This window comes from Pseudomonas sp. Q2-TVG4-2 (assembly GCF_013620795.1).
In the GTDB taxonomy this organism is placed as follows: domain Bacteria; phylum Pseudomonadota; class Gammaproteobacteria; order Pseudomonadales; family Pseudomonadaceae; genus Stutzerimonas.
In genome coordinates, this window is record NZ_LGLW01000002.1 from 1 (window position 1) to 22,394 (window position 22,394).

Here is a 22,394-nt window from a genome sequence, read left to right on the forward strand (position 1 = left end):
GCAGCGTGATCTTGTCGCTCAGGCTGGTGATGTCTTCCAGCAGGTTGAGCATTTCCTGGGATTTGGCGCCGTCACCGAGGGACGCAATGATCTCGAACGGCTGGGTGACCTTCTCGAGATAGGCTTTCAGTTGCGTTTTTAGATTGCTATCAAGCATGGAATTTCCCCTAGCTGGAAGTTGAGAAGCTTTGAATGGGGAAAGCATACGAGCCGAGAGGAAATTCTTAAAATTGATTAAAGCAAGCGGCACCATCGACTGAGGCTATCGGTGTTCCACGTGGAACAAAAAAACCCGGCTCACGCCGGGTTTTGGTAGCACGCTTATCGCACTAATCAGAAGTCCAGGTTGGATACCGCCAATGCATTGGATTCGATGAAATCGCGGCGCGGTTCAACTGCATCCCCCATCAACGTGTTGAAGATCTGATCAGCTCCAATAGCGTCTTCAATGGTGACTTTGAGCATTCGGCGAACCGCGGGATCCATGGTGGTTTCCCACAGCTGGTCCGGGTTCATTTCACCTAGTCCCTTGTATCGCTGAACACTGTGCCGGCGCGTACCTTCGGTCATCAACCAATCGAGCGCTTCCTTGAAGGTCGTAACCGGCTTCTTCCGCTCGCCACGCTTAACATAGGCACCCTCTTCAAGCAGGCTGTTCAGCTTTTCCCCCAGCACCGTGACCGTCTTGTAATCGTTGCTACCAAAGAAGTCGCGATTGAAGGTTATGTAGCTGGCCAAGCCATGGGAAACAATCTCCACCTCAGGCAGCCAGAGATTACGCTCCTTGTCCTCGCGCAGGCTCGCCTTGTATGCCAACCCTGAGCGCTCGATGCCTTTCAACAAGGCGGCGTAAGGTTCCAACCAGACCTGCATGGCCGCATGATCACCCAACTGTTCAACGGTCACTCGCGGCAGATAAATGAAATGCTCGGTCAACTCCTGAGGATACAGTCGCGACAGACGCTGCAATGTCTTCATCACGGTTCGGTAATCGTTGACCAGACGCTCTAGCGCCTCGCCCGACAAGCCAGGTGCATGCTCGTTGACGTGCAGGCTGGCATCCTCGAGAGCGGACTGAGTAAGGTACTCATCCATCGCCTCGTCATCCTTGATGTACTGTTCCTGCTTGCCGCGCTTGACCTTGTACAGCGGTGGCTGAGCGATATACACGTAGCCGCGCTCAATCAGTTCAGGAAGCTGGCGGAAGAAGAACGTCAGCAACAACGTACGAATGTGCGAACCGTCAACGTCCGCATCCGTCATGATGATGATGTTGTGATAACGCAGTTTGTCGATGTTGTACTCATCGCGGCCAATGCCGCAGCCAAGCGCGGTGATCAGCGTGCCGACTTCCTGAGACGAGATCATCTTGTCGAACCGAGCCTTCTCGACGTTGAGGATCTTACCCTTGAGCGGCAGGATGGCCTGAGTCCTGCGGTTACGACCTTGCTTGGCAGAACCGCCCGCGGAGTCACCCTCCACTATGTACAGTTCGGAGAGGGCAGGGTCCTTTTCCTGACAATCAGCGAGCTTGCCAGGCAGACCGGCGATGTCCAGCGCACCTTTACGGCGGGTCATCTCCCGCGCCTTGCGTGCGGCCTCACGGGCGCGCGCCGCGTCAATCATCTTGCCGACGACGGCCTTCGCTTCATTCGGACGCTCGAGCAAAAAGTCCGCAAAATGCTTGCCCATTTCCTGTTCAACGGCGGTTTTGACTTCGGAAGAGACGAGCTTGTCCTTGGTCTGCGAGCTGAACTTCGGATCCGGCACCTTCACCGAAATGATTGCTGTCAGGCCTTCCCGCGCATCGTCGCCGGTGGTCGCCACCTTGTGCTTCTTCGCCAGGCCTTCCTGCTCAATATAGTTATTCAGGTTGCGAGTGAGCGCTGAACGGAAACCCGCCAGGTGGGTACCGCCGTCGCGCTGAGGAATATTGTTGGTGAAGCAAAGCAGGTTCTCGTTGAAGCTGTCGTTCCACTGCAGAGCCACCTCGACACCAACGCCATCGTCACGCTGGACGTTGAAGTGAAATACCTCGTTGACCGGCGTCTTGTTGGTATTGAGATAGGCAACGAAGGCGCTAAGGCCGCCCTCGTATTTGAACAACTCTTCCTTCGCGTTGCGCTCATCGCGCAAAACGATTCCTACACCCGAGTTCAGGAAGGACAGCTCACGGAGCCGTTTAGCTAGAATATCCCAGCTGAAGTGAATGTTCTGGAAGGTCTCGGCCGATGGCTTGAAATGAATTTCGGTACCGGAATCCTCGGTTTCGCCAACAGCAACCAGCGGCGCCTGCGGTACACCGTGACGGTAAGTTTGCTCCCAAACCCTGCCCTCTCGACGGATCGTCAATATCAGCTCTTCGGAAAGCGCATTCACCACCGACACACCTACGCCATGCAGGCCGCCGGATACCTTGTAAGAGTTGTCGTCGAACTTACCACCCGCATGCAAGACAGTCATGATGACTTCAGCTGCGGACACGCCTTCTTCGTGGATATCTACGGGAATACCACGGCCATTGTCGCGGACGCTGATGGACTCATCCACGTGAATGGTAATGCTGATATCGCTGCAATGACCGGCCAACGCTTCGTCGATCGAGTTATCGACCACTTCGAAGACCATGTGGTGCAGACCGGTGCCGTCGTCGGTATCGCCGATATACATGCCGGGACGTTTACGTACAGCATCGAGGCCCTTGAGAACCTTGATGCTGGACGAATCGTACGTGTGATTTTCGCTCATGCCTTCACTCCCGAGGGGCCGTGGACCTGGGCTATCGCACCATGTTCCACGTGAAACATTGAGACTGGCGTATCGTCACGCCAGCCTTCTTTCAATACGTCTGAATCGACACAGGTGATGAATACCTGGCAATTCAGCTGTTCCAGTAACCGGCACAATGCAAGCCGGTGTTGGTCATCTAATTCGGACGGCAAATCATCGACCAGGTAAATGCATTGGCCTCGCTTGGCCTCGCTGACCAGGTGCCCTTGGGCGATTCTCAGCGCACAGACGACCAGCTTCTGTTGACCACGAGACAAGGTTTCGGCCGCGTTATGGTTGGCTATCCGCAAACGCAGGTCGGCCCGCTGCGGTCCTGCCTGCGTATGTCCCATGGCCCTGTCGCGCTCGATCGAAGTCGCAAGTACCTCGGCCAGGGAACGCTTATCCCAGCCCCGGTAGTAGCTCAACCGAAAGCCCTCAAGATCCAGAAGGGAGGCCAGCGTGCGTTCGAATACTGGTTTCAAGGCCTGAATATAAGCCCGCCTATAGCCGTCAATCTCATCGCTAGCAGCGCTGAGCTCGCGGCTCCAGGCGGCCTGTGAAGCGGCGTCCAGTGTACCATGTCGCAGCCATGAGTTCCGTTGCCTCAGTGCCTGCTGGAGGCGCTGCCAGGCCTGAAGGAAACGGGGTTCCACGTGGAACACACCCCAATCGAGAAATTGGCGGCGAAGCTTCGGTGCGCCTTCCAACAGGCGAAAGCTGTCCGGATTAATGAGCTGCAACGGCAATGCCTCTGCAAGCTCTGCCGCACTACGAACAGTCTGTCCGTTGATGCGAATCCGTACTTCCCCACTGCGATCTCTAGAGATCCCCAACGCACTTGACTGCTCTTTACCCAGCTCAGCCTGACCAAATACCGTACAGCTACTTTGCTCATGGCTTATGACTGGATTCAGGCGTGTGCTGCGAAACGAACGCGCCATTCCGAGGAGATGAATGGCTTCGAGAAGACTGGTCTTCCCGCTGCCGTTGTCACCGTAGAGGATATTGATTCGAGGGGAGGGGGTTAGCGTCACCGGCTGCAAATTGCGAATGCCGGTGACGGAGATGCGGCTAAGGGACATTCAGTTGGAAGCGGATTACAGGCGCATCGGCATTACGACGTAGGCCGAGTCATCGTTATCGAATTCCTGAACCAGCGCGCTGCTGTTCGCATCGGAAAGTATCAATCGAACCTGATCTGTGGTCATGACACCCAACACATCGAGCAAGTAGCTGACGTTGAAGCCTATCTCCAACGATCCGCCTGAATAGTCGACAGCGACTTCCTCTTCCGCCTCTTCCTGCTCGGGGTTGTTCGCCTGTATTTTTAACAGCCCGCTTTCTAACTGCAGACGGATTCCGCGGTACTTCTCGTTAGAGAGGATCGCCGTACGGCTGAATGCTTCTCGGAGGGTCTGGCGTTCGCCAACCACCAGCTTGTCGCCGCCACGAGGCAAGACTCGCTCGTAGTCGGGAAACTTTCCGTCCACTAGCTTGGAGGTAAAAGTAAACTCGCCGGTCGTCGCGCGGATGTGGTGCTGACCCAGCACGATACTGACTTCGCCGTCCTGATCGGTCAGCAGACGCGCCAGTTCGAGAATGCCCTTGCGTGGAACGATGACCTGGTGGCGATCCGGTTGTTCGATGCCGGCTTGCATGGAACACATCGCGAGACGATGACCATCGGTCGCGACCGCACGCAGCATGCCGCTAGAGACCTCGATCAGCATTCCGTTCAGGTAATAGCGAACATCCTGCTGAGCCATGGCAAAGCTGCTGCGTTCGATAAGACGGCGCATCTTGCCCTGGTTAACGCTGAAGTTCAGCGAGCCTGGACCCTCCTCTACCGTAGGAAAATCATTGGCCGGCAGAGTAGAAAGGGAAAAGCGGCTACGCCCTGATTTGATCACGACCTTCTGGTCATCCAGACGAATGTCGATCAGCGCGTCAGGCTGCAAGCTTTTGCAAATATCCATCAACTTACGCGCCGGTACCGTGATCTCGCCCGGCTCGGATGCATCTTCCAGAGCCACGCGGCCAACCAGTTCCACCTCAAGATCCGTACCGGTGAGCGATAACTGATGATCCTGAACCACCAGTAACACGTTGGACAACACCGGCAACGTCTGGCGCCTTTCGACGACGCCAGCCACCAACTGCAGGGGTTTCAACAGGGCTTCGCGCTGAATAGTGAAATGCATGGTCTGGTCCCTTGCCTATTAATTGGCCGCAGTCTGTCAGGTTGTCAAAGTACGCAGCAGGTTTTTGTAATCTTCGCGAATATCAGCATCCAATTCACGAAGTTCCGCAATCTTACGACAGGCATGTAGCACCGTCGTGTGATCACGCCCACCAAACGCATCGCCGATTTCGGGCAGGCTGTGGTTGGTGAGTTCTTTGGACAAAGCCATCGCGACCTGACGCGGCCGAGCTACCGAGCGCGAACGTCGTTTCGACAGCAGGTCGGATATCTTGATTTTGTAGTATTCCGCGACGGTGCGCTGAATATTATCGACGCTTACCAGCTTGTCCTGCAGGGCAAGCAAGTCTTTCAGCGATTCGCGAATGAGCTCGATGGTGATATCGCGCCCCATGAAGTGGGCATGAGCGATCACCCGCTTCAGCGCACCTTCCAGCTCACGAACATTCGAGCGGATCCGCTGCGCAATAAAGAACGCCGCATCATGAGGCAGATCCACGTTGGCCTGATCCGCCTTTTTCATCAAGATCGCCACTCGGGTCTCTAGCTCCGGCGGCTCGACGGCAACGGTCAGGCCCCAACCGAAGCGAGACTTCAGCCTTTCCTCAAGCCCGTCGATCTCCTTCGGATAACGGTCACTAGTAAGAATCACCTGTTGTCCGCCTTCAAGCAAGGCGTTGAAGGTGTGGAAAAATTCTTCCTGGGATCGCTCTTTTTTGGCGAAGAACTGGATGTCGTCAATCAGCAGCGCGTCTACGGACCGATAGAAGCGCTTGAATTCGTTAATGGCGTTGAGCTGCAGCGCCTTGACCATGTCGGCGACGAAGCGCTCGGAATGAAGGTAAACCACCTTGGCGTTGGGGTTCTTCTTCAGCAAATGATTGCCAACCGCATGCATCAGGTGCGTTTTGCCGAGGCCAACACCGCCATAGAGAAATAGAGGGTTGTAGCCATGCTTCGGATTGTCGGCAACCTGCCATGCCGCAGCGCGAGCCAGCTGGTTGGACTTACCTTCGACGAAGTTCTCGAAGGTAAAAGTCCGATTGAGATAACTGGTGTGTTTGAGTCCGCCTTCAACTTGAACGTTGCGTTCCGTCCTCGCAGGCGCCGGTGCAACGGCAGATTCAATTGCCGCCGTAACCGAAGGCTCCGATAACGAAGCCTGTGGTGGCGCGGACGCGGCAGGCGAGCCCGCCTGCTGTTGGGTGCGTGCGATCGATGCGGACGGAAGCGCCGCAGCGCTCCGCTTACTGCCTATCAATAAGGACAAAGAAGGAGTCAAGCCGGTGGCGCGCTCGGATAGCAGCTCGAGCAATCGAGACAGATATTTTTCGTTGACCCAATCGAGAACGAACCGGTTGGGCGCATAGACGCGCAGCTCATCCCCTTCGGCTTCGACCTGGAGCGGACGGATCCATGTGTTGAATTGCTGGGCCGGCAGCTCATCTCTCAAGAGGTCAATGCATTGCTGCCAAAGTTCCACCGACACGGAATCTCCTAGACGCTGTCGAGCTCATAAACGGCAGCCATTGTAGCCCCCGACCGAGCGGTTATCCACAGTTCGAAACGATATGGCGAGAAGAATCTGGCCACAACAGCAGTGTGCTATCGCATAAGCCTTGTTGATAACCCTGCCGGAAGCCTTAGGAAAAGTCTGTGCACAGCATGCTCATAAGCTTGCCTGTTGATAACATCGAAATTAATCCACAGGCAATCCAAGGGATGCCCACCGTGAGCACACCGCTTGCGCAGAGCCTTCGCGAACGCGTTAAGGACCACGGCGCCGCCGTTACAGGCATCTATCCACAGATTCCTCGCTACCCATTAATAAGCTCTGCATTAAAAAGAGCTTTAACTTCTCTTCTTCTTACTATTTTCTCTTCTCATCTTGCTGGCTGGAAATTGACCTAACAGCGCGGCTTCTCTACAATCGCCGGTCTCTTAAAAGGGGGCCATTCCGGCCCGCAACGGATCACCAGGTAACGCATCATGAAACGCACTTTCCAACCCAGCACACTCAAGCGCGCTCGCACCCACGGTTTCCGTGCTCGCATGGCCACCAAGAACGGCCGCGCCGTCCTGTCGCGTCGTCGCGCCAAAGGTCGTAAGCGCCTGGCAGTCTGAACACGTCGGAAAAGGTAGTGAGTCGAGACTTCGCTCGGGAAAAGCGATTGCTGACCCCGCGCCAGTTCAAAGCAGTCTTCGACTCCCCTTCCGGCAAGTTACCGGGCAGGAATGTCCTGCTCCTGGTACGCGAAAACGGACTGCCGCATCCCCGTATCGGGCTGGTGATCGGCAAAAAGAGCGTCAAGCTCGCGGTGGAGCGCAACCGCATCAAGCGGCAACTGCGTGAAACCTTTCGTCTCCACCAGATGGAACTGACGGGGTGGGACATCGTGGTTATCGCGCGCAAGGGATTGGCTGATCTGGATAATCCCGAATTGGCACGGCAATTCGCCAAACTCTGGAGGCGGTTGTCTCGCACCCCCTCCCAGACCGCCAATCATCCGGAACAGGGCAAGCCCGCCCATGCGTAAACTGGCTTTGATCCCGATTCGGATCTACCGGTATGCCATCAGTCCCATGATGGCGAGCCATTGTCGTTTCTACCCAAGTTGCTCCTGCTACGCACAAGAGGCCATTGAAACTCATGGTCTGCTGCGCGGTGGCTGGCTGAGCCTGCGCAGGCTTGGCCGTTGCCATCCATGGAATCCGGGCGGCTATGATCCCGTGCCTTCCAACCACACCTCCAATTCATCTTCGATGACCGAGTAACCATGGATATCAAACGCTCGATTCTGCTTGTCGCACTGGCAGTCGTTGCCTACCTGATGGTTCTTCAGTGGAATCAGGACTATGGCCAAGCTGCCTTGCCTGCCGAGACAAGTCAGGAACAACCTTCGACCGCTCAACTCCCTGACACCCCGCCAGCTGCCAGCGCAGAAGGTACGCAGGGTGATATTCCCGCCGTCGGAGGCGAGCAGTCTGCCAGCGCGCTTCCGGAAACCCAGGCCAGCTCGCAACTAATTCGCGTCCGCACCGACGTTCTGGACGTCGCGATCGATCCTCGTGGCGGCGATATCATCGATCTCCGCTTGCCAGAGTTTCCTCGTCGCCAGGATCGGCCGGACGTCCCGTTCCAGCTGTTCGAGCGAAGCGGTGACCGGACCTATGAGGCCCAAAGCGGCCTGATCGGTGACGGTCCAGACAAGGCCACTGGCCGGCCGTTGTACAGCAGCGAACAACAGCAGTATCAACTGGCAGAAGGTCAAGATCAGCTGGTCGTTGATCTGAAGTACAACGAAGGCGGCGTCAACTACACCAAGCGTTTCACCTTCGACCGTGGCGATTACGATCTGGGCGTCAGCTATCTGATTGACAACCAGAGCCAGGAGCCCTGGACGGGTTATATGTTCGGTCAGCTCAAGCGTGACGACAGCGGCGACCCGTCATCCAGCACAGCAACCGGAACCGCGACCTATCTGGGCGCAGCCCTCTGGACCAAGGACGAGCCTTATACCAAGGTGTCCATGGGCGACATGGATGACAAGAACCTGAAAAAAACTGTCGAAGGCGGATGGATCGCCTGGTTGCAGCACTACTTTGTGACGGCGTGGATTCCGGCACCTGATCAAACCAATCAAGTGCAGACCCGCAAGGACAGCCAAGGCAACTACATCATTGGCTTCACCGGCCCGGCGGTTACAGTCGCCCCGGGAAGCCAGGGTGAAACAGCCGCTACGCTGTATGCCGGGCCCAAGAGCCAAGACAAGCTCGAGGAACTCTCGCCAGGCCTGCGCCTGACCGTCGATTACGGCATTCTCTGGTTCATCGCCCAGCCGATATTCTGGCTGCTGGAAAATATTCATGCGCTGCTAGGCAACTGGGGCTGGTCGATTATCGTACTGACGATCGTCATCAAGCTGGCCTTCTTCCCGCTCTCGGCTGCCAGCTACAAGTCGATGGCACGCATGCGTGCGGTATCGCCGAAGATGCAGGCGCTCAAGGAGCAATTTGGCGACGATCGCCAGAAGATGTCCCAGGCGATGATGGAGCTGTACAAGAAGGAGAAGATCAATCCTTTGGGCGGTTGCCTGCCGATTCTGGTGCAGATGCCCGTGTTCCTCGCGCTTTACTGGGTACTGCTGGAAAGCGTCGAGATGCGCCAGGCCCCCTGGATGTTCTGGATCACTGATCTGTCAATCAAGGATCCGTTCTTCATCCTGCCTATCATCATGGGCGTGACCATGTTTATTCAGCAGCAGCTGAACCCCACGCCGCCGGATCCGATGCAAGCCAAGGTGATGAAGCTCCTGCCGGTCATCTTCACCTTCTTCTTCCTCTGGTTCCCGGCTGGTCTGGTGCTGTACTGGGTAGTCAACAACGTCTTGTCGATCGGACAGCAGTGGTACATTACCCGCAAGATCGAGAGGCAGACCGCGGCCGCAGCCTGATCTGCTGAGTCAACAGAACGCCCCTTGATTGGGGCGTTTTGCTTTTCTGACCCTCCTAGGAGAGTACGCATGAGCCAAGATCGCGAAACCATTGCTGCAATCGCCACCGCGCCGGGGAGAGGTGGTATCGGCGTCGTGCGAGTTTCCGGGGCGCGGGCAAAGGCGGTGGCCATCACGCTTAGCGGGCGCGAACCCATCGCCCGACACGCACATTACGGTCCGTTCCACTCCGATGACGGTGAGGTCATTGATGAGGGGATCATGCTGTTCTTCCCAGGCCCGAATTCCTTCACTGGCGAAGACGTGCTGGAACTCCAAGGCCATGGCGGCCCTGTGGTAATGGATATGTTGCTGCGCCGATGCGTTGAACTCGGGGTACGGCTGGCTAGGCCGGGCGAGTTCAGCGAGCGGGCCTTCCTTAACGATAAGCTGGACCTCGCACAGGCCGAGGCGATCGCCGATCTGATCGAAGCCAGCTCAGCCCAGGCGGCGCGTAACGCCGTGCGCTCGCTGCAAGGCGAATTTTCCCATCGAGTGCATGAGTTGACGGAGAAGCTGATCCAGCTGCGCATCTACGTTGAGGCAGCGATCGACTTCCCTGAAGAGGAAATCGATTTTCTGGCCGACGGCCGCGTGCTGGCTTTGCTGCAGGCCGTCAGGCAGGAGTTGAGCGAGGTGATTCGCGAGGCCGGTCAAGGCGCTCTGTTGCGTGAGGGCATGAACGTGGTGATCGCTGGCCGCCCCAACGCTGGGAAATCCAGCCTGCTCAACGCGCTGGCCGGCCGTGAAGCCGCGATTGTCACAGACGTCGCCGGCACCACCCGCGACGTGCTGCGAGAACACATTCATATCGACGGCATGCCCTTGCACATCATCGATACCGCAGGGCTGCGGGACACCGATGATCAGGTGGAACGAATTGGGGTGGAGCGCGCGATCAAAGCGATTGAGGATGCTGACCGGATATTGCTGGTGATAGACGCCAGTGCATCGCCTGCACATCCAGACAACTCCGATTGGCCCGACTTCCTCGCGGTCCGGCCAGATCGCGCCAAGACGACCCTCATCCGCAACAAGGCCGATTTGACAGGGGAGAGCGCCGCTCTCTCAGTCGATCCAGACGGCTACAGCACTTTGAGCCTTTCGGCCCGATCGGGTGATGGGCTGGAAATGCTCCGTGAGCACCTGAAGAGCTGCATGGGCTATGACCAGACCGCAGAGAGCGGCTTCAGCGCCCGCCGTAGGCACCTGGACGCGCTGCGGCAAACAGCCGACCACCTGAACCATGGCCATGCGCAACTCACCCTAGCGGGGGCGGGAGAGCTATTGGCTGAAGACTTACGCCAGGCCCAGCAGGCACTTGGCGAGATTACCGGTGCCTTCAGCTCGGATGATCTGTTGGGGCGCATCTTTTCGAGCTTCTGCATCGGCAAATAGCTCGAAACTGATGGCGCGCTATCGCTCGCTTTGGCGTCTCCTCCTCGGGACACGCTCTCTTTGCTCACGATCTGCAGAGGCGCCATGCGTAGGCATGCCTCTCTCGTTGAATCCTCGTGGCCACGCATTTTCCCTCTATCTCCTATCGGTGGCCTCGCTTCTTTTTGCCTAGCGGGCAGCTTGTGAGCCCTGTGGAAAACTAACCTTGAGCCCAGTCCATAACCCTTGGGATAACCGGTCGTATAAAACAGCTGTGCATAACTAAGCGTTTAGTGCACAGGCTGCGAACCGGTACTGCACCGGCACAGCCCAGGTTCAGCACAAGGTTCCCATGCGCTGCATGCTCCTAGAGCCGGAGCCTGCAACGAGTTATCCACAGATTTTCGCTGCATATTTATAAACATAAAAATAAGCTTTAAATAATATCTCTATCTTTTTATATATTGCTTTGAGTTCAGTCGAACTCTTCCGGAGCTGGTCATTTTTTGTTCAAGGGCCTTCTTTCACGGGCCTCGAGCCCCTATACTTGCGCGTTTCCCCAGAACTCATCTGAACAGGCACGAGGTGCGTGGTGGATTTCCCTTCCCGTTTTGACGTCATCGTCATCGGCGGTGGCCATGCCGGTACCGAAGCTGCATTGGCAGCCGCTCGAATCGGCGTGAGGACCTTGCTGCTCACTCACAATGTCGAGACCCTCGGGCAGATGAGCTGCAATCCGGCCATCGGCGGTATCGGCAAAAGCCATCTGGTCAAAGAGATCGATGCGCTCGGCGGCGCCATGGCGACCGCGACGGACAAAAGCGGCATTCAATTTCGCGTGCTCAACAGCCGCAAAGGTCCTGCGGTGCGTGCGACCCGTGCTCAGGCTGACCGCGTGCTCTACAAGGCCGCAGTCCGCGAGACCTTGGAGAACCAGGCGAACCTGTGGATATTTCAGCAAGCAGCTGACGATCTAATCGTTGAAGGGGACCAAGTCAAAGGCGTGGTCACTCAGATGGGGCTGCGCCTCTTCGCTGACTCGGTAGTCCTCACCACTGGCACCTTTCTGGGCGGACTTATCCACATCGGTTTGCAGAACTACTCAGGCGGTCGCGCTGGCGACCCGCCTTCCATCGCGCTCGCCAGACGTCTGCGTGAATTGCCGCTTCGCGTCGGCCGTCTGAAAACCGGGACGCCGCCCCGTATCGACGGGCGAGGCGTCGACTTTTCGGTGATGACCGAACAGCCAGGCGATACCCCCATCCCGCCGATGTCATTTCTGGGTCATGCCGCGCAGCATCCGAAACAGCTCAGCTGCTGGATCACCCATACCAATGCGCGGACTCATGAAATCATCGCTGCCAACCTCGACCGTTCACCGATGTACTCTGGCGTCATCGAAGGCGTGGGGCCACGCTATTGCCCGTCGATTGAGGACAAGATCCATCGCTTCGCCGACAAGGACAGCCATCAGGTCTTCATCGAGCCCGAGGGCCTGACGACCCACGAGCTCTACCCCAACGGTATTTCCACTTCGCTGCCATTCGATGTCCAGTTGCAGATCGTGCAAAGCATCCGCGGCCTGGAGGAGGCGCATATCGTTCGCCCCGGCTATGCCATCGAGTACGATTATTTCGATCCGCGCGATCTCAAATACAGCCTGGAAACCAAGGTCATCGGCGGGCTGTTCTTTGCCGGCCAGATCAATGGCACCACCGGTTACGAAGAAGCCGGTGCTCAAGGATTGCTCGCTGGCACCAACGCCGCGCTGCGCGCTCAGGGCAAGGACAGCTGGTGCCCGCGTCGCGACGAGGCTTACCTCGGTGTGCTTGTTGACGATCTGATCACTCTGGGGACTCAGGAGCCGTATCGCATGTTCACCTCGCGCGCCGAGTATCGACTGATACTTCGCGAGGACAACGCCGATCTGCGGCTGACCGAAAAGGGTCGTGAGCTGGGGTTGGTGGATGACGTTCGCTGGGCAGCGTTCGAGCGCAAACGCGAAAGCATCGTGCGGGAAGAACAGCGCCTGAAAAGCACCTGGGTGCGTCCTGCAACGCCGCAAGGCGACGCCATCGCTGAACGCTTCGGAACCCCTCTGACCCACGAATACAATTTGCTGAATCTGCTCGCTCGACCGGAAATAGACTATCGCAGCCTGGTTCAGCTCACCGGAGCGGGCGTCGAGGATCCTCAGGTGGCCGAGCAGGTCGAGATCAAGACCAAGTACGCCGGCTATATCGATCGCCAGCAGGAAGAGATTACGCGGCTGCGGGCGAGCGAGAATGTCGCGCTGCCCGCGGATCTGGAGTACTTGACGATCTCTGGACTGTCGAAGGAAATCCAGCACAAGCTTTCCCTGGCTCGTCCCGAAACTCTTGGGCAGGCTTCGCGGATCCCGGGAGTAACCCCGGCGGCGGTTTCCCTTCTGATGATTCATCTGAAAAAGCGCAGTGCCGGGCAGACGTTGGAGCAGACAGCTTGATGGAAGCCGAACACACGCGCTACGTCGAAGAGCTCACGCAGGGGGCGACACTACTGGGTGTCGAGCTGAGCGAAGCGCAGCAAGCTCAACTGCTCGCCTATCTGGCGCTGCTGCACAAGTGGAACAAGGCTTATAACCTGACCGCGGTTCGTGATCCGGCGGAGATGGTTTCGCGGCATCTGCTCGACAGCCTCAGCGTCGCACCGCACGTACAACAAGGCGGTGCGCGCTGGCTCGATGTTGGCAGCGGTGGTGGGATGCCCGGCATACCCCTGGCCATCCTGTTTCCCGAGCGAAGCTTCACCCTGCTCGACTCGAACGGCAAGAAGACCCGCTTTCTTACACAGGTCAAGCTCGAGCTGAAACTCACTAACGTCGAAGTTGTCCACAGCCGGGTCGAGCAGTTCAGGCCGCAGCAGCCTTTTACCGGAATCACTTCGCGGGCGTTCAGTTCGCTGGATGATTTTGCCAGCTGGACGCGCCATCTGGGCGATCTGGGTACCCGTTGGCTCGCCATGAAAGGCGTACAGCCGGATGACGAGTTGCAGGCGTTGCCGGCGGACTTCCAGCTGGAGCGCTGCCTGGTTCTCAAGGTTCCCGGTTGCCAAGGGCAACGCCATCTGCTGATACTGCGCCGCACTTCATGACTCCGGACAGACACTGACCATGGCTAAAGTATTTGCCATCGCCAACCAAAAGGGCGGTGTCGCCAAGACCACCACCTGCATCAACCTGGCCGCCTCGCTTGTCGCGACGCGACGCCGGGTGCTTCTCATCGACCTTGATCCCCAGGGCAACGCTACAACCGGTAGCGGTGTGGATAAGTTGAGCCTGGAATATTCGATCTATGACGTGCTGATCGGCGAATGCAGCTTGGTCGACGCGATGCAGTTTTCCGAGCATGGCGGCTACCAGTTATTGCCGGCCAACCGTGACCTGACGGCCGCCGAAGTTGCCCTGCTCAAATTACCGACCAAGGAGCATCGCCTGCGTGAGGCGCTCGCCCCGGTACGCGAGAATTACGACTACATCCTCATCGATTGCCCGCCCTCGCTGTCGATGCTGACGATCAACGCGTTAACGGCTGCCGACGGTGTGATCATCCCGATGCAGTGTGAGTATTACGCCCTCGAAGGGCTGACTGATCTGGTCAACTCGATTCAGCGTATCGGTCAGGCGCTGAACCCGTCACTGAAGATCGAGGGCCTGCTGCGCACTATGTACGATCCACGTAGCAGCCTTACCAACGACGTCACCGAACAGCTCAAGACGCATTTCGGCGAAAAGCTCTACGACACGGTTATCCCGCGCAATGTGCGGCTTGCCGAAGCACCCAGTCATGGTATGCCGGTGTTGGTCTATGACAAGCAATCCAAGGGGGCCTTGGCCTATTTGGCGCTGGCGGGCGAATTGTCACGTCGTCAGCGCCGAGCCGCCCGCAGCGTAACCGCATAAGGAAATTTTCATGGCGACCAAAAAACGAGGCCTAGGACGCGGACTGGATGCCCTGCTCGGCGGCGCCAACGTGACGGCGGTGCAGGAGGAAGCCGCTCAGGCCGATGAGCAAGAGCTGCGACAGTTGCCACTCGATGTCATTCAGCGTGGCAAGTACCAGCCACGGCGCGACATCGACCCGGTGACACTCGACGAGCTGGCGCACTCGATTCGCACCCAGGGTGTTATGCAGCCGATCGTCGTTCGCTCGATCGGTTCCGGCCGTTACGAGATCATTGCTGGCGAGCGCCGTTGGCGTGCCAGCCAGCAAGCGGGTCTGGACAAAATACCGGCACTGGTACGCGACGTTTCCGATGAGGCGGCTATCGCCATGGCGCTGATCGAAAACATTCAGCGCGAGGACCTCAATCCCATCGAGGAGGCCGTAGCACTGCAACGGTTGCAGCAGGAGTTTCAGCTGACTCAGCAGCAAGTCGCCGATGCCGTAGGCAAATCTCGCGTGACTATCAGCAATCTGTTGCGTCTGATTGCCCTGCCGGAGGAGATCAAGACGCTTCTGTCTCACGGCGATTTAGAGATGGGACATGCCCGCGCACTGCTTGGCCTGCCAGCAGAGCAACAGGTCGACGGAGCGCGTCATGTTGTCGCACGGGGACTGACCGTGCGACAGACCGAAGCGTTGGTTCGGCAGTGGCTGAGCAGCGCGGGGCAGCCGAAAGCCGAGCCGAAAAGCGATCCGGACATCGTTCGCCTCGAGCAGCGCCTCGCTGAGCGCTTAGGTTCTCCTGTGCAAATCAAGCATGGCGAAAAAGGTAAGGGGCAGTTAGTGATCCGCTACAATTCGCTGGATGAGCTGCAAGGTGTGCTTGCACACATCCGTTGAAACAAAATTTATGTAGTGGTAGTCGTAAACTGCTACCTGAAGGTTGAACGCAGGGTGGGCTACTCCTATACTCGCCGCGCTTTTTTGACTGCGGTCATTGCTGACCAGCGAACGACTTTGGCGATGGATGTACGGTGAATATACGCAACAAGACACCTCTCCATCGCATGCCAGTTGTCCGTGTGCTAATCGTACAGGCGCTCGTTGCGTTGGCCGCAGGCGTTTCTTGTGGGTTTTTTTTTGGTATGGTCGCCGGCTATTCGGGATTGTTGGGTGGTTCGATAGCGTTGATGGCCAACGTGTACTTCGCGTTCAAGGCGTTTCGCTATTTCGGCGCGCGGTCGGCCAAGGCCATCGTTCAGTCCCTCTGGGCTGGTGAGATGGGTAAACAGATTCTGGCAGCAGCGTTGTTTGCGCTGGTGTTTGTGGGAGTGAAACCGCTACAACCGGCTGCTTTGTTTGCCGGTTACCTGTTGGTTTTGGTCGCGGGCGCGAGTGCCCTCCTACTGATGAAAAATAATCCGAAGCATTGAGCACTGAGGCGTTTATGGCGAGTACCCCGGCGGAATATATCCAGCATCACCTACAGAATCTGACTTACGGAAAACTGCCGGAAGGCTACGTTCGCGCAGACGGCTCAGTGGTTGACCAGGCCACCTGGACCATCGCTCAATCGGGCCTCGAAGCTCGTGATATGGGTTTCATGGCGGTCCATCTCGATACGCTCGGATGGTCGTTATTCATGGGGCTGATCTTCATTCTGATCTTTCGCATGGCCGCTAAGGGCGCTACCGCCGGGATACCGGGTCGCCTGCAGAACTTCGTCGAGATGTGCGTTGAGTTTGTTGAAGGCGTAGTGAAAGACACCTTCCATGGCCGTAACGCACTGATTGCCCCGCTGGCCCTGACCATCTTCGTCTGGGTGTTCCTGATGAACAGCCTGAAATGGATCCCGGTCGACTACATTCCCGGTCTGGCGAGTGTGCTGGGGCTGCCCTATTTCAAAATTGTCCCGACAGCCGATCCGAACGGTACTTTCGGCTTGTCCCTCGGCGTGTTCATTTTGATTCTGTTCTACAGCGTCAAGGTCAAGGGTGTGGGCGGCTTCAGCAAGGAACTGGCTTTCACGCCGTTCAATCACTGGTCGCTTATCCCGTTCAACCTGTTCCTCGAGATCCTCGGTCTGCTGACCAAGCCGCTGAGTCTGGCTCTGCGTCTGTTCGGCAACATGTATGCCGGTGAGGTGGTGTTCATCCTCATCGCGCTGCTGCCGTTCTACGTGCAATGGACCCTGAATGTGCCCTGGGCGATCTTCCATATTCTGGTGATCCCGCTTCAGGCGTTCATTTTCATGGTTCTGACCGTGGTGTACCTGAGCTCGGCGCATGAAGATCACGGCCATGCCGAACTCACACCGTAACAGCTGATCCGGTTCAAACAGTTTCGCTTTACCCAAGAAAACCTTAACCCTTAGCTTCAGGAGCTTTACATGGAACTCGTCTACATCGCCGCCTCTATCATGATCGGTCTGGGTGCCCTGGGCACCGGCATCGGCTTCGCCCTGCTGGGCGGCAAGCTGCTGGAATCCACTGCTCGTCAACCCGAGCTGGCCCCTCAGCTGCAAACCAAGACCTTCCTGATGGCCGGTCTGCTCGACGCCGTGCCGATGATCGGTGTTGGTATCGCGATGTACCTCATCTTCGTTGTCGCTGCTTAAGACTTTTCCGGTTCCTGATGGGGTTCGCATCGCGAGCCCCGTTGCCGTGGAATTGACAACCGCGTCGAACGAGATAGCACGAGGTATATCGCTGTGAACATTAACTTGACGCTGTTCGGTCAAACGTTCGCTTTCGCTATTTTCGTCTGGTTCTGCATGAAGTACGTATGGCCGCCAATCACCAAGGCCATGCAAGAACGCCAGAAGAAAATTGCCGAAGGGCTGGACGCCGCAGGCCGTGCGCAGCAAGACCTAAAGTTGGCTCAGGAAAAGGTTTCCAATACTCTCCGTGAGACCAAGGGGCAAGCTGCCCAGATTCTTGAGCAAGCCAACAAGCAGGCCAACGCCATCGTTGAGGATGCCAAGCAACAGGCGCGCGTCGAAGGCGAGCGACTGGTAGCCGGCGCCCGCGCCGAAATCGAGCAGGAAGTGAATCGTGCCAAGGAGCAACTGCGTAACCAGGTAGCCGTGCTGGCTGTCATGGGTGCGGAGAAGATCCTGGAGTCCCAGGTGGACGCCAAGGCGCACAACGATCTGGTCGAAAAACTGGCCTCCCAACTCTAAGCGAGGCAAGCGATGATCAATACCCAGACGCTTGCCCGGCCATACGCAAAGGCCGCGTTCGAGTTCGCCAGCGCGGCTGGTCGGATTGATGCCTGGTCGGGCATGTTGAGCCTGGCTGCGGTCGCCGTTGAAGTTCCCCAAGTTGCCGAGCTGCTGAAAAATCCTCGTCTGACCAGCGAAAGCAAAGTTCAGACGCTGGTTCAGCTACTCGGTAGCGATATCGATGAAGCGTTCCGAAATTTCGTCTCCACGCTTGGCGACAATGATCGCCTGGACGTGTTGCCGACCATTCGGGAGCTGTTCGAGGAGCTCAAGGCTGAGGCCGAAAAGACACTCGACGTTGAAGTGCAGACAGCTTTCGAGCTGACCCCTGCGCAACTCCAAACTTTGGCTGCCGCCTTGTCGAAGCGGCTAGATCGTACCGTCAACCCCCAGCAGGTCGTGAACCCTGCGCTGATCGGCGGCGTTGTTATCCGCGCCGGCGATGTGGTTGTCGATGGTTCGGTCCGCGGCAAACTGAGCCAGTTGGCCGAATCGTTGAAATCCTGATTTGAGGGTCGTGGCATGCAGCAACTGAATCCTTCCGAGATTAGTGAAATCATAAAGCAGCGTATCGGTAATTCCGATGTGTCTGCCCAAGCGCGTAACGAAGGCACCATCGTCAGTGTTTCCGACGGTATCGTTCGCATTTACGGCCTTGCCGACGTGATGTATGGGGAGATGATCGAGTTCCCTGGCGGCGTCTTCGGCATGGCTCTGAACCTGGAGCAGGACTCTGTTGGTGCGGTGGTACTGGGCGCCTACCAGAGTTTGACCGAAGGCATGAGTGCCAAGTGCACCGGTCGCGTACTGGAAGTTCCGGTAGGTCCCGAGCTGCTGGGCCGTGTAGTCGATGCACTGGGTAACCCGGTCGACGGCAAGGGCCCGGTCAACGCTCAGGCAACTGACGCAGTTGAAAAGGTCGCCCCTGGCGTGATCTGGCGTAAGTCGGTCGACCAGCCGGTACAGACTGGTTACAAGTCGGTCGATGCGATGATTCCAGTCGGCCGCGGTCAGCGCGAGCTGATCATCGGTGACCGTCAGATCGGTAAGACCGCTCTGGCCATCGACGCGATCATCAACCAGCGCAACAGCGGCATCAAGTGCGTCTACGTCGCGATTGGTCAGAAGCAGTCGACCATCGCCAACGTGGTGCGCAAACTCGAGCAGCACGGTGCACTGGCTAACACCATCATCGTTGCTGCTTCGGCTTCGGAATCCGCTGCGCTGCAGTTCCTGGCGCCATACGCCGGTTGCACCATGGGCGAGTACTTCCGTGACCGCGGCGAAGATGCGCTGATCGTTTATGACGATCTGTCCAAGCAGGCCGTGGCCTATCGTCAGATCTCCTTGCTGCTGCGTCGTCCGCCGGGACGTGAAGCCTACCCGGGCGACGTGTTCTATCTCCACAGCCGTCTGCTCGAGCGCGCATCGCGCGTTTCCGAGGAGTACGTTGAGAAGTTCACCAATGGCGCCGTGACAGGCAAGACCGGTTCGCTGACCGCTCTGCCGATCATCGAAACCCAGGCCGGTGACGTTTCGGCGTTCGTTCCGACCAACGTGATCTCGATCACCGACGGTCAGATCTTCCTCGAGTCGTCGATGTTCAACGCTGGTATCCGTCCGGCCGTTAACGCCGGTATCTCGGTATCCCGGGTTGGTGGCGCTGCGCAGACCAAGATCATCAAGAAGCTGTCCGGTGGTATCCGTACCGCTCTGGCTCAGTACCGTGAACTGGCGGCATTCGCTCAGTTCGCCTCTGATCTGGACGAAGCGACCCGCAAGCAGCTCGAGCATGGTCAGCGAGTGACCGAGCTGATGAAGCAGAAGCAGTACGCGCCGATGTCCATTGCCGACATGGCGGTGTCCCTGTATGCGGCCGAGCGTGGCTATCTGCAGGACATCGAAGTAGCCAAGGTCGGCGCCTTCGAGCAGGCGTTGATTGCCTATTTCCACCACGAGCACGTCGCTCTGCTGGACAAAATCAACGTGAAGGGCGACTTCAACGACGAAATCGACGCAGGCATCAAGGCCGGTATCGAGTCGTTCAAGGCCACCCAATCCTGGTAAGCCGCAGCGGGAGCCGCAAGGCTCCCGCTTGCTAACCCGATAGGTGTCAAATGGCAGGCGCAAAAGAGATTCGCAGCAAGATTGCGAGCATCAAAAGCACGCAGAAGATCACCAGCGCCATGGAAAAGGTGGCGGTCAGCAAGATGCGCAAGGCACAGATGCGCATGGCTGCCAGCCGTCCCTATGCGGAGCGGATCCAGCAGGTAATCGGCCATCTGGCCAATACCAACCCTGAGTACCGTCATCCGTTCATGGTTGAGCGTCCGGTCAAGCGTGTCGGCTATATCGTCGTGTCTTCTGATCGTGGCCTGTGCGGCGGGTTGAACACCAACCTGTTCAAGGCGCTGATCAAAAGCATGAAGGAATGGCATGACAGCAAGGTCGAGGCCGATCTTTGCGTGATCGGTAACAAGGGCGCGAGCTTCTTCCGCAGCTTTGGCGGTAACGTGGTCGCGGCAGTCAACGGACTTGGCGAAGAGCCGTCGATCAACGATCTGATCGGCAGCGTCAAGGTCATGCTGGATGCCTTCGATCAGGGCCGTCTGGACCGTCTTTACTTGGTGTCGAACAAGTTCATCAACACCATGACCCAAAAGCCGACCGTAGCCCAGCTGCTGCCGTTGGCCGCGAGTGACGATCAGACCGCGCCGAAAGGCCAATGGGACTACCTGTACGAACCCGATGCCCGCCTATTGCTGGATGCGTTGCTGGTTCGCTACGTCGAATCCCAGGTTTACCAGGCCGTGGTCGAGAACGGAGCAGCCGAACAGGCCGCCCGGATGATCGCCATGAAGAACGCAACCGACAATGCCGGTGAGCTGATCGGCGACCTGCAACTGGTCTATAACAAGGCCCGTCAGGCGGCGATCACCCAGGAAATTTCGGAAATCGTCGGCGGCGCTGCCGCGGTTTAAGAACGGTTCAAATATTCAGAGGAACCAAACATGAGTAGCGGACGTATCGTTCAAATCATCGGCGCCGTTATCGACGTGGAATTTCCGCGCGATCTGGTACCGAACATTTATGACGCGCTGAAAGTCACAGGCGCCGAAACCACCCTGGAAGTCCAGCAGCAGCTGGGCGACGGCATTGTTCGTACCATCGCCATGGGCTCGACTGAAGGCCTCAAGCGTGGTCTGGACGTCAGCAACACTGGCGCGGCCATTTCCGTACCGGTGGGCACTGCCACCCTGGGCCGGATCATGGACGTGCTGGGCAACCCCATCGATGAAGCCGGCCCGATCGGTGAGGAAGAGCGCTGGGGTATCCACCGCGCCGCTCCGAGCTATTCCGAACAAGCAGGCGGCAACGAACTGTTGGAAACTGGCATCAAGGTTATCGACCTGGTATGCCCGTTCGCCAAGGGCGGTAAGGTCGGTCTGTTCGGTGGCGCCGGTGTTGGCAAGACCGTAAACATGATGGAGCTGATCCGTAACATCGCCATGGAGCACAGCGGTTACTCCGTGTTCGCCGGTGTGGGTGAGCGTACTCGTGAAGGTAACGACTTCTATCACGAGATGAAGGACTCCAACGTTCTGGACAAGGTTGCGCTGGTCTACGGCCAGATGAACGAGCCACCAGGAAACCGTCTGCGTGTGGCACTGACCGGCCTGACCATGGCCGAGAAGTTCCGCGACGAAGGCAAGGACGTTCTGCTGTTCGTTGACAACATCTACCGCTACACGCTGGCCGGTACCGAAGTGTCCGCGCTGCTGGGTCGTATGCCGTCCGCAGTGGGTTATCAGCCGACGCTGGCCGAGGAAATGGGCGTTCTGCAAGAGCGCATCACCTCCACCAAGAGCGGTTCGATCACTTCCGTTCAGGCCGTTTACGTCCCTGCGGATGACTTGACCGACCCGTCTCCGGCGACGACCTTCGCCCACCTGGACGCCACCGTGGTTCTGTCGCGTGACATCGCTTCCCTGGGTATCTACCCGGCGGTCGATCCGCTCGACTCCACCTCGCGTCAGCTGGATGCCAACGTGATCGGTCAAGAGCACTACGACACTGCTCGCGGTGTTCAGTACGTGCTGCAGCGCTACAAGGAACTGAAGGACATCATCGCGATCCTCGGTATGGATGAACTGTCCGAAGGCGACAAGCAGCTGGTATCCCGTGCTCGTAAGATCCAGCGCTTCCTGTCCCAGCCGTTCTTCGTGGCCGAGGTCTTCACCGGTTCGCCTGGTAAGTACGTCTCGCTGAAAGAAACCATCCGTGGCTTTGCCGGCATTCTCAACGGTGATTACGATCACCTGCCGGAGCAGGCGTTCTACATGGTTGGCGGTATCGACGAGGCCATCGAGAAAGCCAAGAAACTGTAACTGGCGCGCCCGCTTGCG

22 protein-coding genes and 1 pseudogene are annotated in these 22,394 nt (G+C 57.6%); 18 read left to right on the top strand and 5 right to left on the bottom strand.

The annotated features are described in order from the left end of the window. The 5 genes and pseudogenes from H3028_RS05060 to dnaA form a co-directional block, all read right to left on the bottom strand. Window positions 1-157 (bottom strand): annotated as a pseudogene (locus H3028_RS05060) (alkyl hydroperoxide reductase subunit F); the annotation flags it as partial. Between the two features lie 176 nt (window positions 158-333). Further along, on the bottom strand, window positions 334-2,748 hold the full coding sequence (gene gyrB, locus H3028_RS05065) for a DNA topoisomerase (ATP-hydrolyzing) subunit B (RefSeq protein ID WP_181295987.1): 2,415 nt from the start codon (window positions 2,746-2,748) through the stop codon (window positions 334-336). Beyond that, a complete protein-coding gene (gene recF, locus H3028_RS05070; protein WP_181295988.1) occupies window positions 2,745-3,854 on the bottom strand; it encodes a DNA replication/repair protein RecF in 1,110 nt (369 codons plus the stop codon). Before recF ends, gyrB begins: the two co-directional genes overlap by 4 nt. Before the next feature lie 15 nt (window positions 3,855-3,869). Beyond that, window positions 3,870-4,973 (bottom strand): DNA polymerase III subunit beta, encoded by a 1,104-nt coding sequence (gene dnaN / locus H3028_RS05075; RefSeq protein WP_181295989.1) that lies wholly within the window; start codon window positions 4,971-4,973, stop codon window positions 3,870-3,872. Between the two features lie 36 nt (window positions 4,974-5,009). Then, window positions 5,010-6,461: a chromosomal replication initiator protein DnaA gene (gene dnaA, locus H3028_RS05080; RefSeq protein WP_181295990.1), complete on the bottom strand. Its 1,452-nt coding sequence runs from the start codon at window positions 6,459-6,461 to the stop codon at window positions 5,010-5,012. A gap of 167 nt (window positions 6,462-6,628) precedes the next feature. Between dnaA and H3028_RS05085 the strand changes: the two genes are divergently transcribed. The 18 genes from H3028_RS05085 to atpD all read left to right on the top strand — a co-directional run bounded on the left by H3028_RS05085 (window position 6,629) and on the right by atpD (window position 22,376). Then, the gene (locus H3028_RS05085) at window positions 6,629-6,883 is read left to right on the top strand and encodes a hypothetical protein (protein WP_181295991.1); all 255 of its coding nucleotides are present in this window, start codon (window positions 6,629-6,631) and stop codon (window positions 6,881-6,883) included. Between the two features lie 78 nt (window positions 6,884-6,961). Then, on the top strand, window positions 6,962-7,096 hold the full coding sequence (rpmH, locus tag H3028_RS05090; protein ID WP_019340723.1) for a 50S ribosomal protein L34: 135 nt from the start codon (window positions 6,962-6,964) through the stop codon (window positions 7,094-7,096). A 17-nt stretch (window positions 7,097-7,113) separates the two neighbouring features. Next, on the top strand, window positions 7,114-7,509 hold the full coding sequence (gene rnpA / locus H3028_RS05095) for a ribonuclease P protein component (RefSeq protein ID WP_181295992.1): 396 nt from the start codon (window positions 7,114-7,116) through the stop codon (window positions 7,507-7,509). Next, a complete protein-coding gene (gene yidD, locus H3028_RS05100) occupies window positions 7,502-7,747 on the top strand; it encodes a membrane protein insertion efficiency factor YidD (protein ID WP_168426211.1) in 246 nt (81 codons plus the stop codon). The genes rnpA and yidD overlap by 8 nt, the downstream gene beginning before the upstream one ends. 2 nt (window positions 7,748-7,749) lie before the next feature. After that, window positions 7,750-9,426, top strand: a complete 1,677-nt coding sequence (gene yidC, locus H3028_RS05105; RefSeq protein ID WP_181295993.1) for a membrane protein insertase YidC — start codon at window positions 7,750-7,752, stop codon at window positions 9,424-9,426. A gap of 69 nt (window positions 9,427-9,495) precedes the next feature. Then, a complete protein-coding gene (gene mnmE / locus H3028_RS05110; RefSeq protein ID WP_181295994.1) occupies window positions 9,496-10,863 on the top strand; it encodes a tRNA uridine-5-carboxymethylaminomethyl(34) synthesis GTPase MnmE in 1,368 nt (455 codons plus the stop codon). Between the two features lie 571 nt (window positions 10,864-11,434). After that, window positions 11,435-13,327, top strand: coding sequence for a tRNA uridine-5-carboxymethylaminomethyl(34) synthesis enzyme MnmG (gene mnmG / locus H3028_RS05115; protein ID WP_181295995.1), 1,893 nt, complete (start codon window positions 11,435-11,437; stop codon window positions 13,325-13,327). Beyond that, window positions 13,327-13,974 (top strand): 16S rRNA (guanine(527)-N(7))-methyltransferase RsmG, encoded by a 648-nt coding sequence (rsmG, locus tag H3028_RS05120; RefSeq protein ID WP_181295996.1) that lies wholly within the window; start codon window positions 13,327-13,329, stop codon window positions 13,972-13,974. Before mnmG ends, rsmG begins: the two co-directional genes overlap by 1 nt. A gap of 19 nt (window positions 13,975-13,993) precedes the next feature. Beyond that, window positions 13,994-14,782: a ParA family protein gene (locus H3028_RS05125; RefSeq protein WP_181295997.1), complete on the top strand. Its 789-nt coding sequence runs from the start codon at window positions 13,994-13,996 to the stop codon at window positions 14,780-14,782. 10 nt (window positions 14,783-14,792) lie between these two features. Next, window positions 14,793-15,665, top strand: coding sequence for a ParB/RepB/Spo0J family partition protein (locus H3028_RS05130; RefSeq protein WP_181295998.1), 873 nt, complete (start codon window positions 14,793-14,795; stop codon window positions 15,663-15,665). 134 nt (window positions 15,666-15,799) lie between these two features. After that, the gene (locus H3028_RS05135) at window positions 15,800-16,198 is read left to right on the top strand and encodes a F0F1 ATP synthase subunit I (protein ID WP_309109525.1); all 399 of its coding nucleotides are present in this window, start codon (window positions 15,800-15,802) and stop codon (window positions 16,196-16,198) included. Window positions 16,199-16,212: 14 nt separating this feature from the next. Beyond that, a complete protein-coding gene (atpB, locus tag H3028_RS05140; protein ID WP_181295999.1) occupies window positions 16,213-17,085 on the top strand; it encodes a F0F1 ATP synthase subunit A in 873 nt (290 codons plus the stop codon). A gap of 69 nt (window positions 17,086-17,154) precedes the next feature. Next, window positions 17,155-17,382, top strand: a complete 228-nt coding sequence (gene atpE, locus H3028_RS05145) for a F0F1 ATP synthase subunit C (RefSeq protein WP_019340921.1) — start codon at window positions 17,155-17,157, stop codon at window positions 17,380-17,382. 93 nt (window positions 17,383-17,475) lie between these two features. Then, window positions 17,476-17,946: a F0F1 ATP synthase subunit B gene (locus H3028_RS05150; RefSeq protein ID WP_019340922.1), complete on the top strand. Its 471-nt coding sequence runs from the start codon at window positions 17,476-17,478 to the stop codon at window positions 17,944-17,946. Between the two features lie 12 nt (window positions 17,947-17,958). Next, window positions 17,959-18,495, top strand: a complete 537-nt coding sequence (locus H3028_RS05155; RefSeq protein ID WP_181296000.1) for a F0F1 ATP synthase subunit delta — start codon at window positions 17,959-17,961, stop codon at window positions 18,493-18,495. 15 nt (window positions 18,496-18,510) lie between these two features. Then, the gene (gene atpA, locus H3028_RS05160; protein ID WP_181296001.1) at window positions 18,511-20,055 is read left to right on the top strand and encodes a F0F1 ATP synthase subunit alpha; all 1,545 of its coding nucleotides are present in this window, start codon (window positions 18,511-18,513) and stop codon (window positions 20,053-20,055) included. 50 nt (window positions 20,056-20,105) lie between these two features. Then, a complete protein-coding gene (gene atpG / locus H3028_RS05165) occupies window positions 20,106-20,969 on the top strand; it encodes a F0F1 ATP synthase subunit gamma (protein WP_181296002.1) in 864 nt (287 codons plus the stop codon). 30 nt (window positions 20,970-20,999) lie between these two features. Continuing rightward, window positions 21,000-22,376, top strand: coding sequence for a F0F1 ATP synthase subunit beta (gene atpD / locus H3028_RS05170; RefSeq protein ID WP_181296003.1), 1,377 nt, complete (start codon window positions 21,000-21,002; stop codon window positions 22,374-22,376). Window positions 22,377-22,394 lie beyond the last annotated feature (18 nt).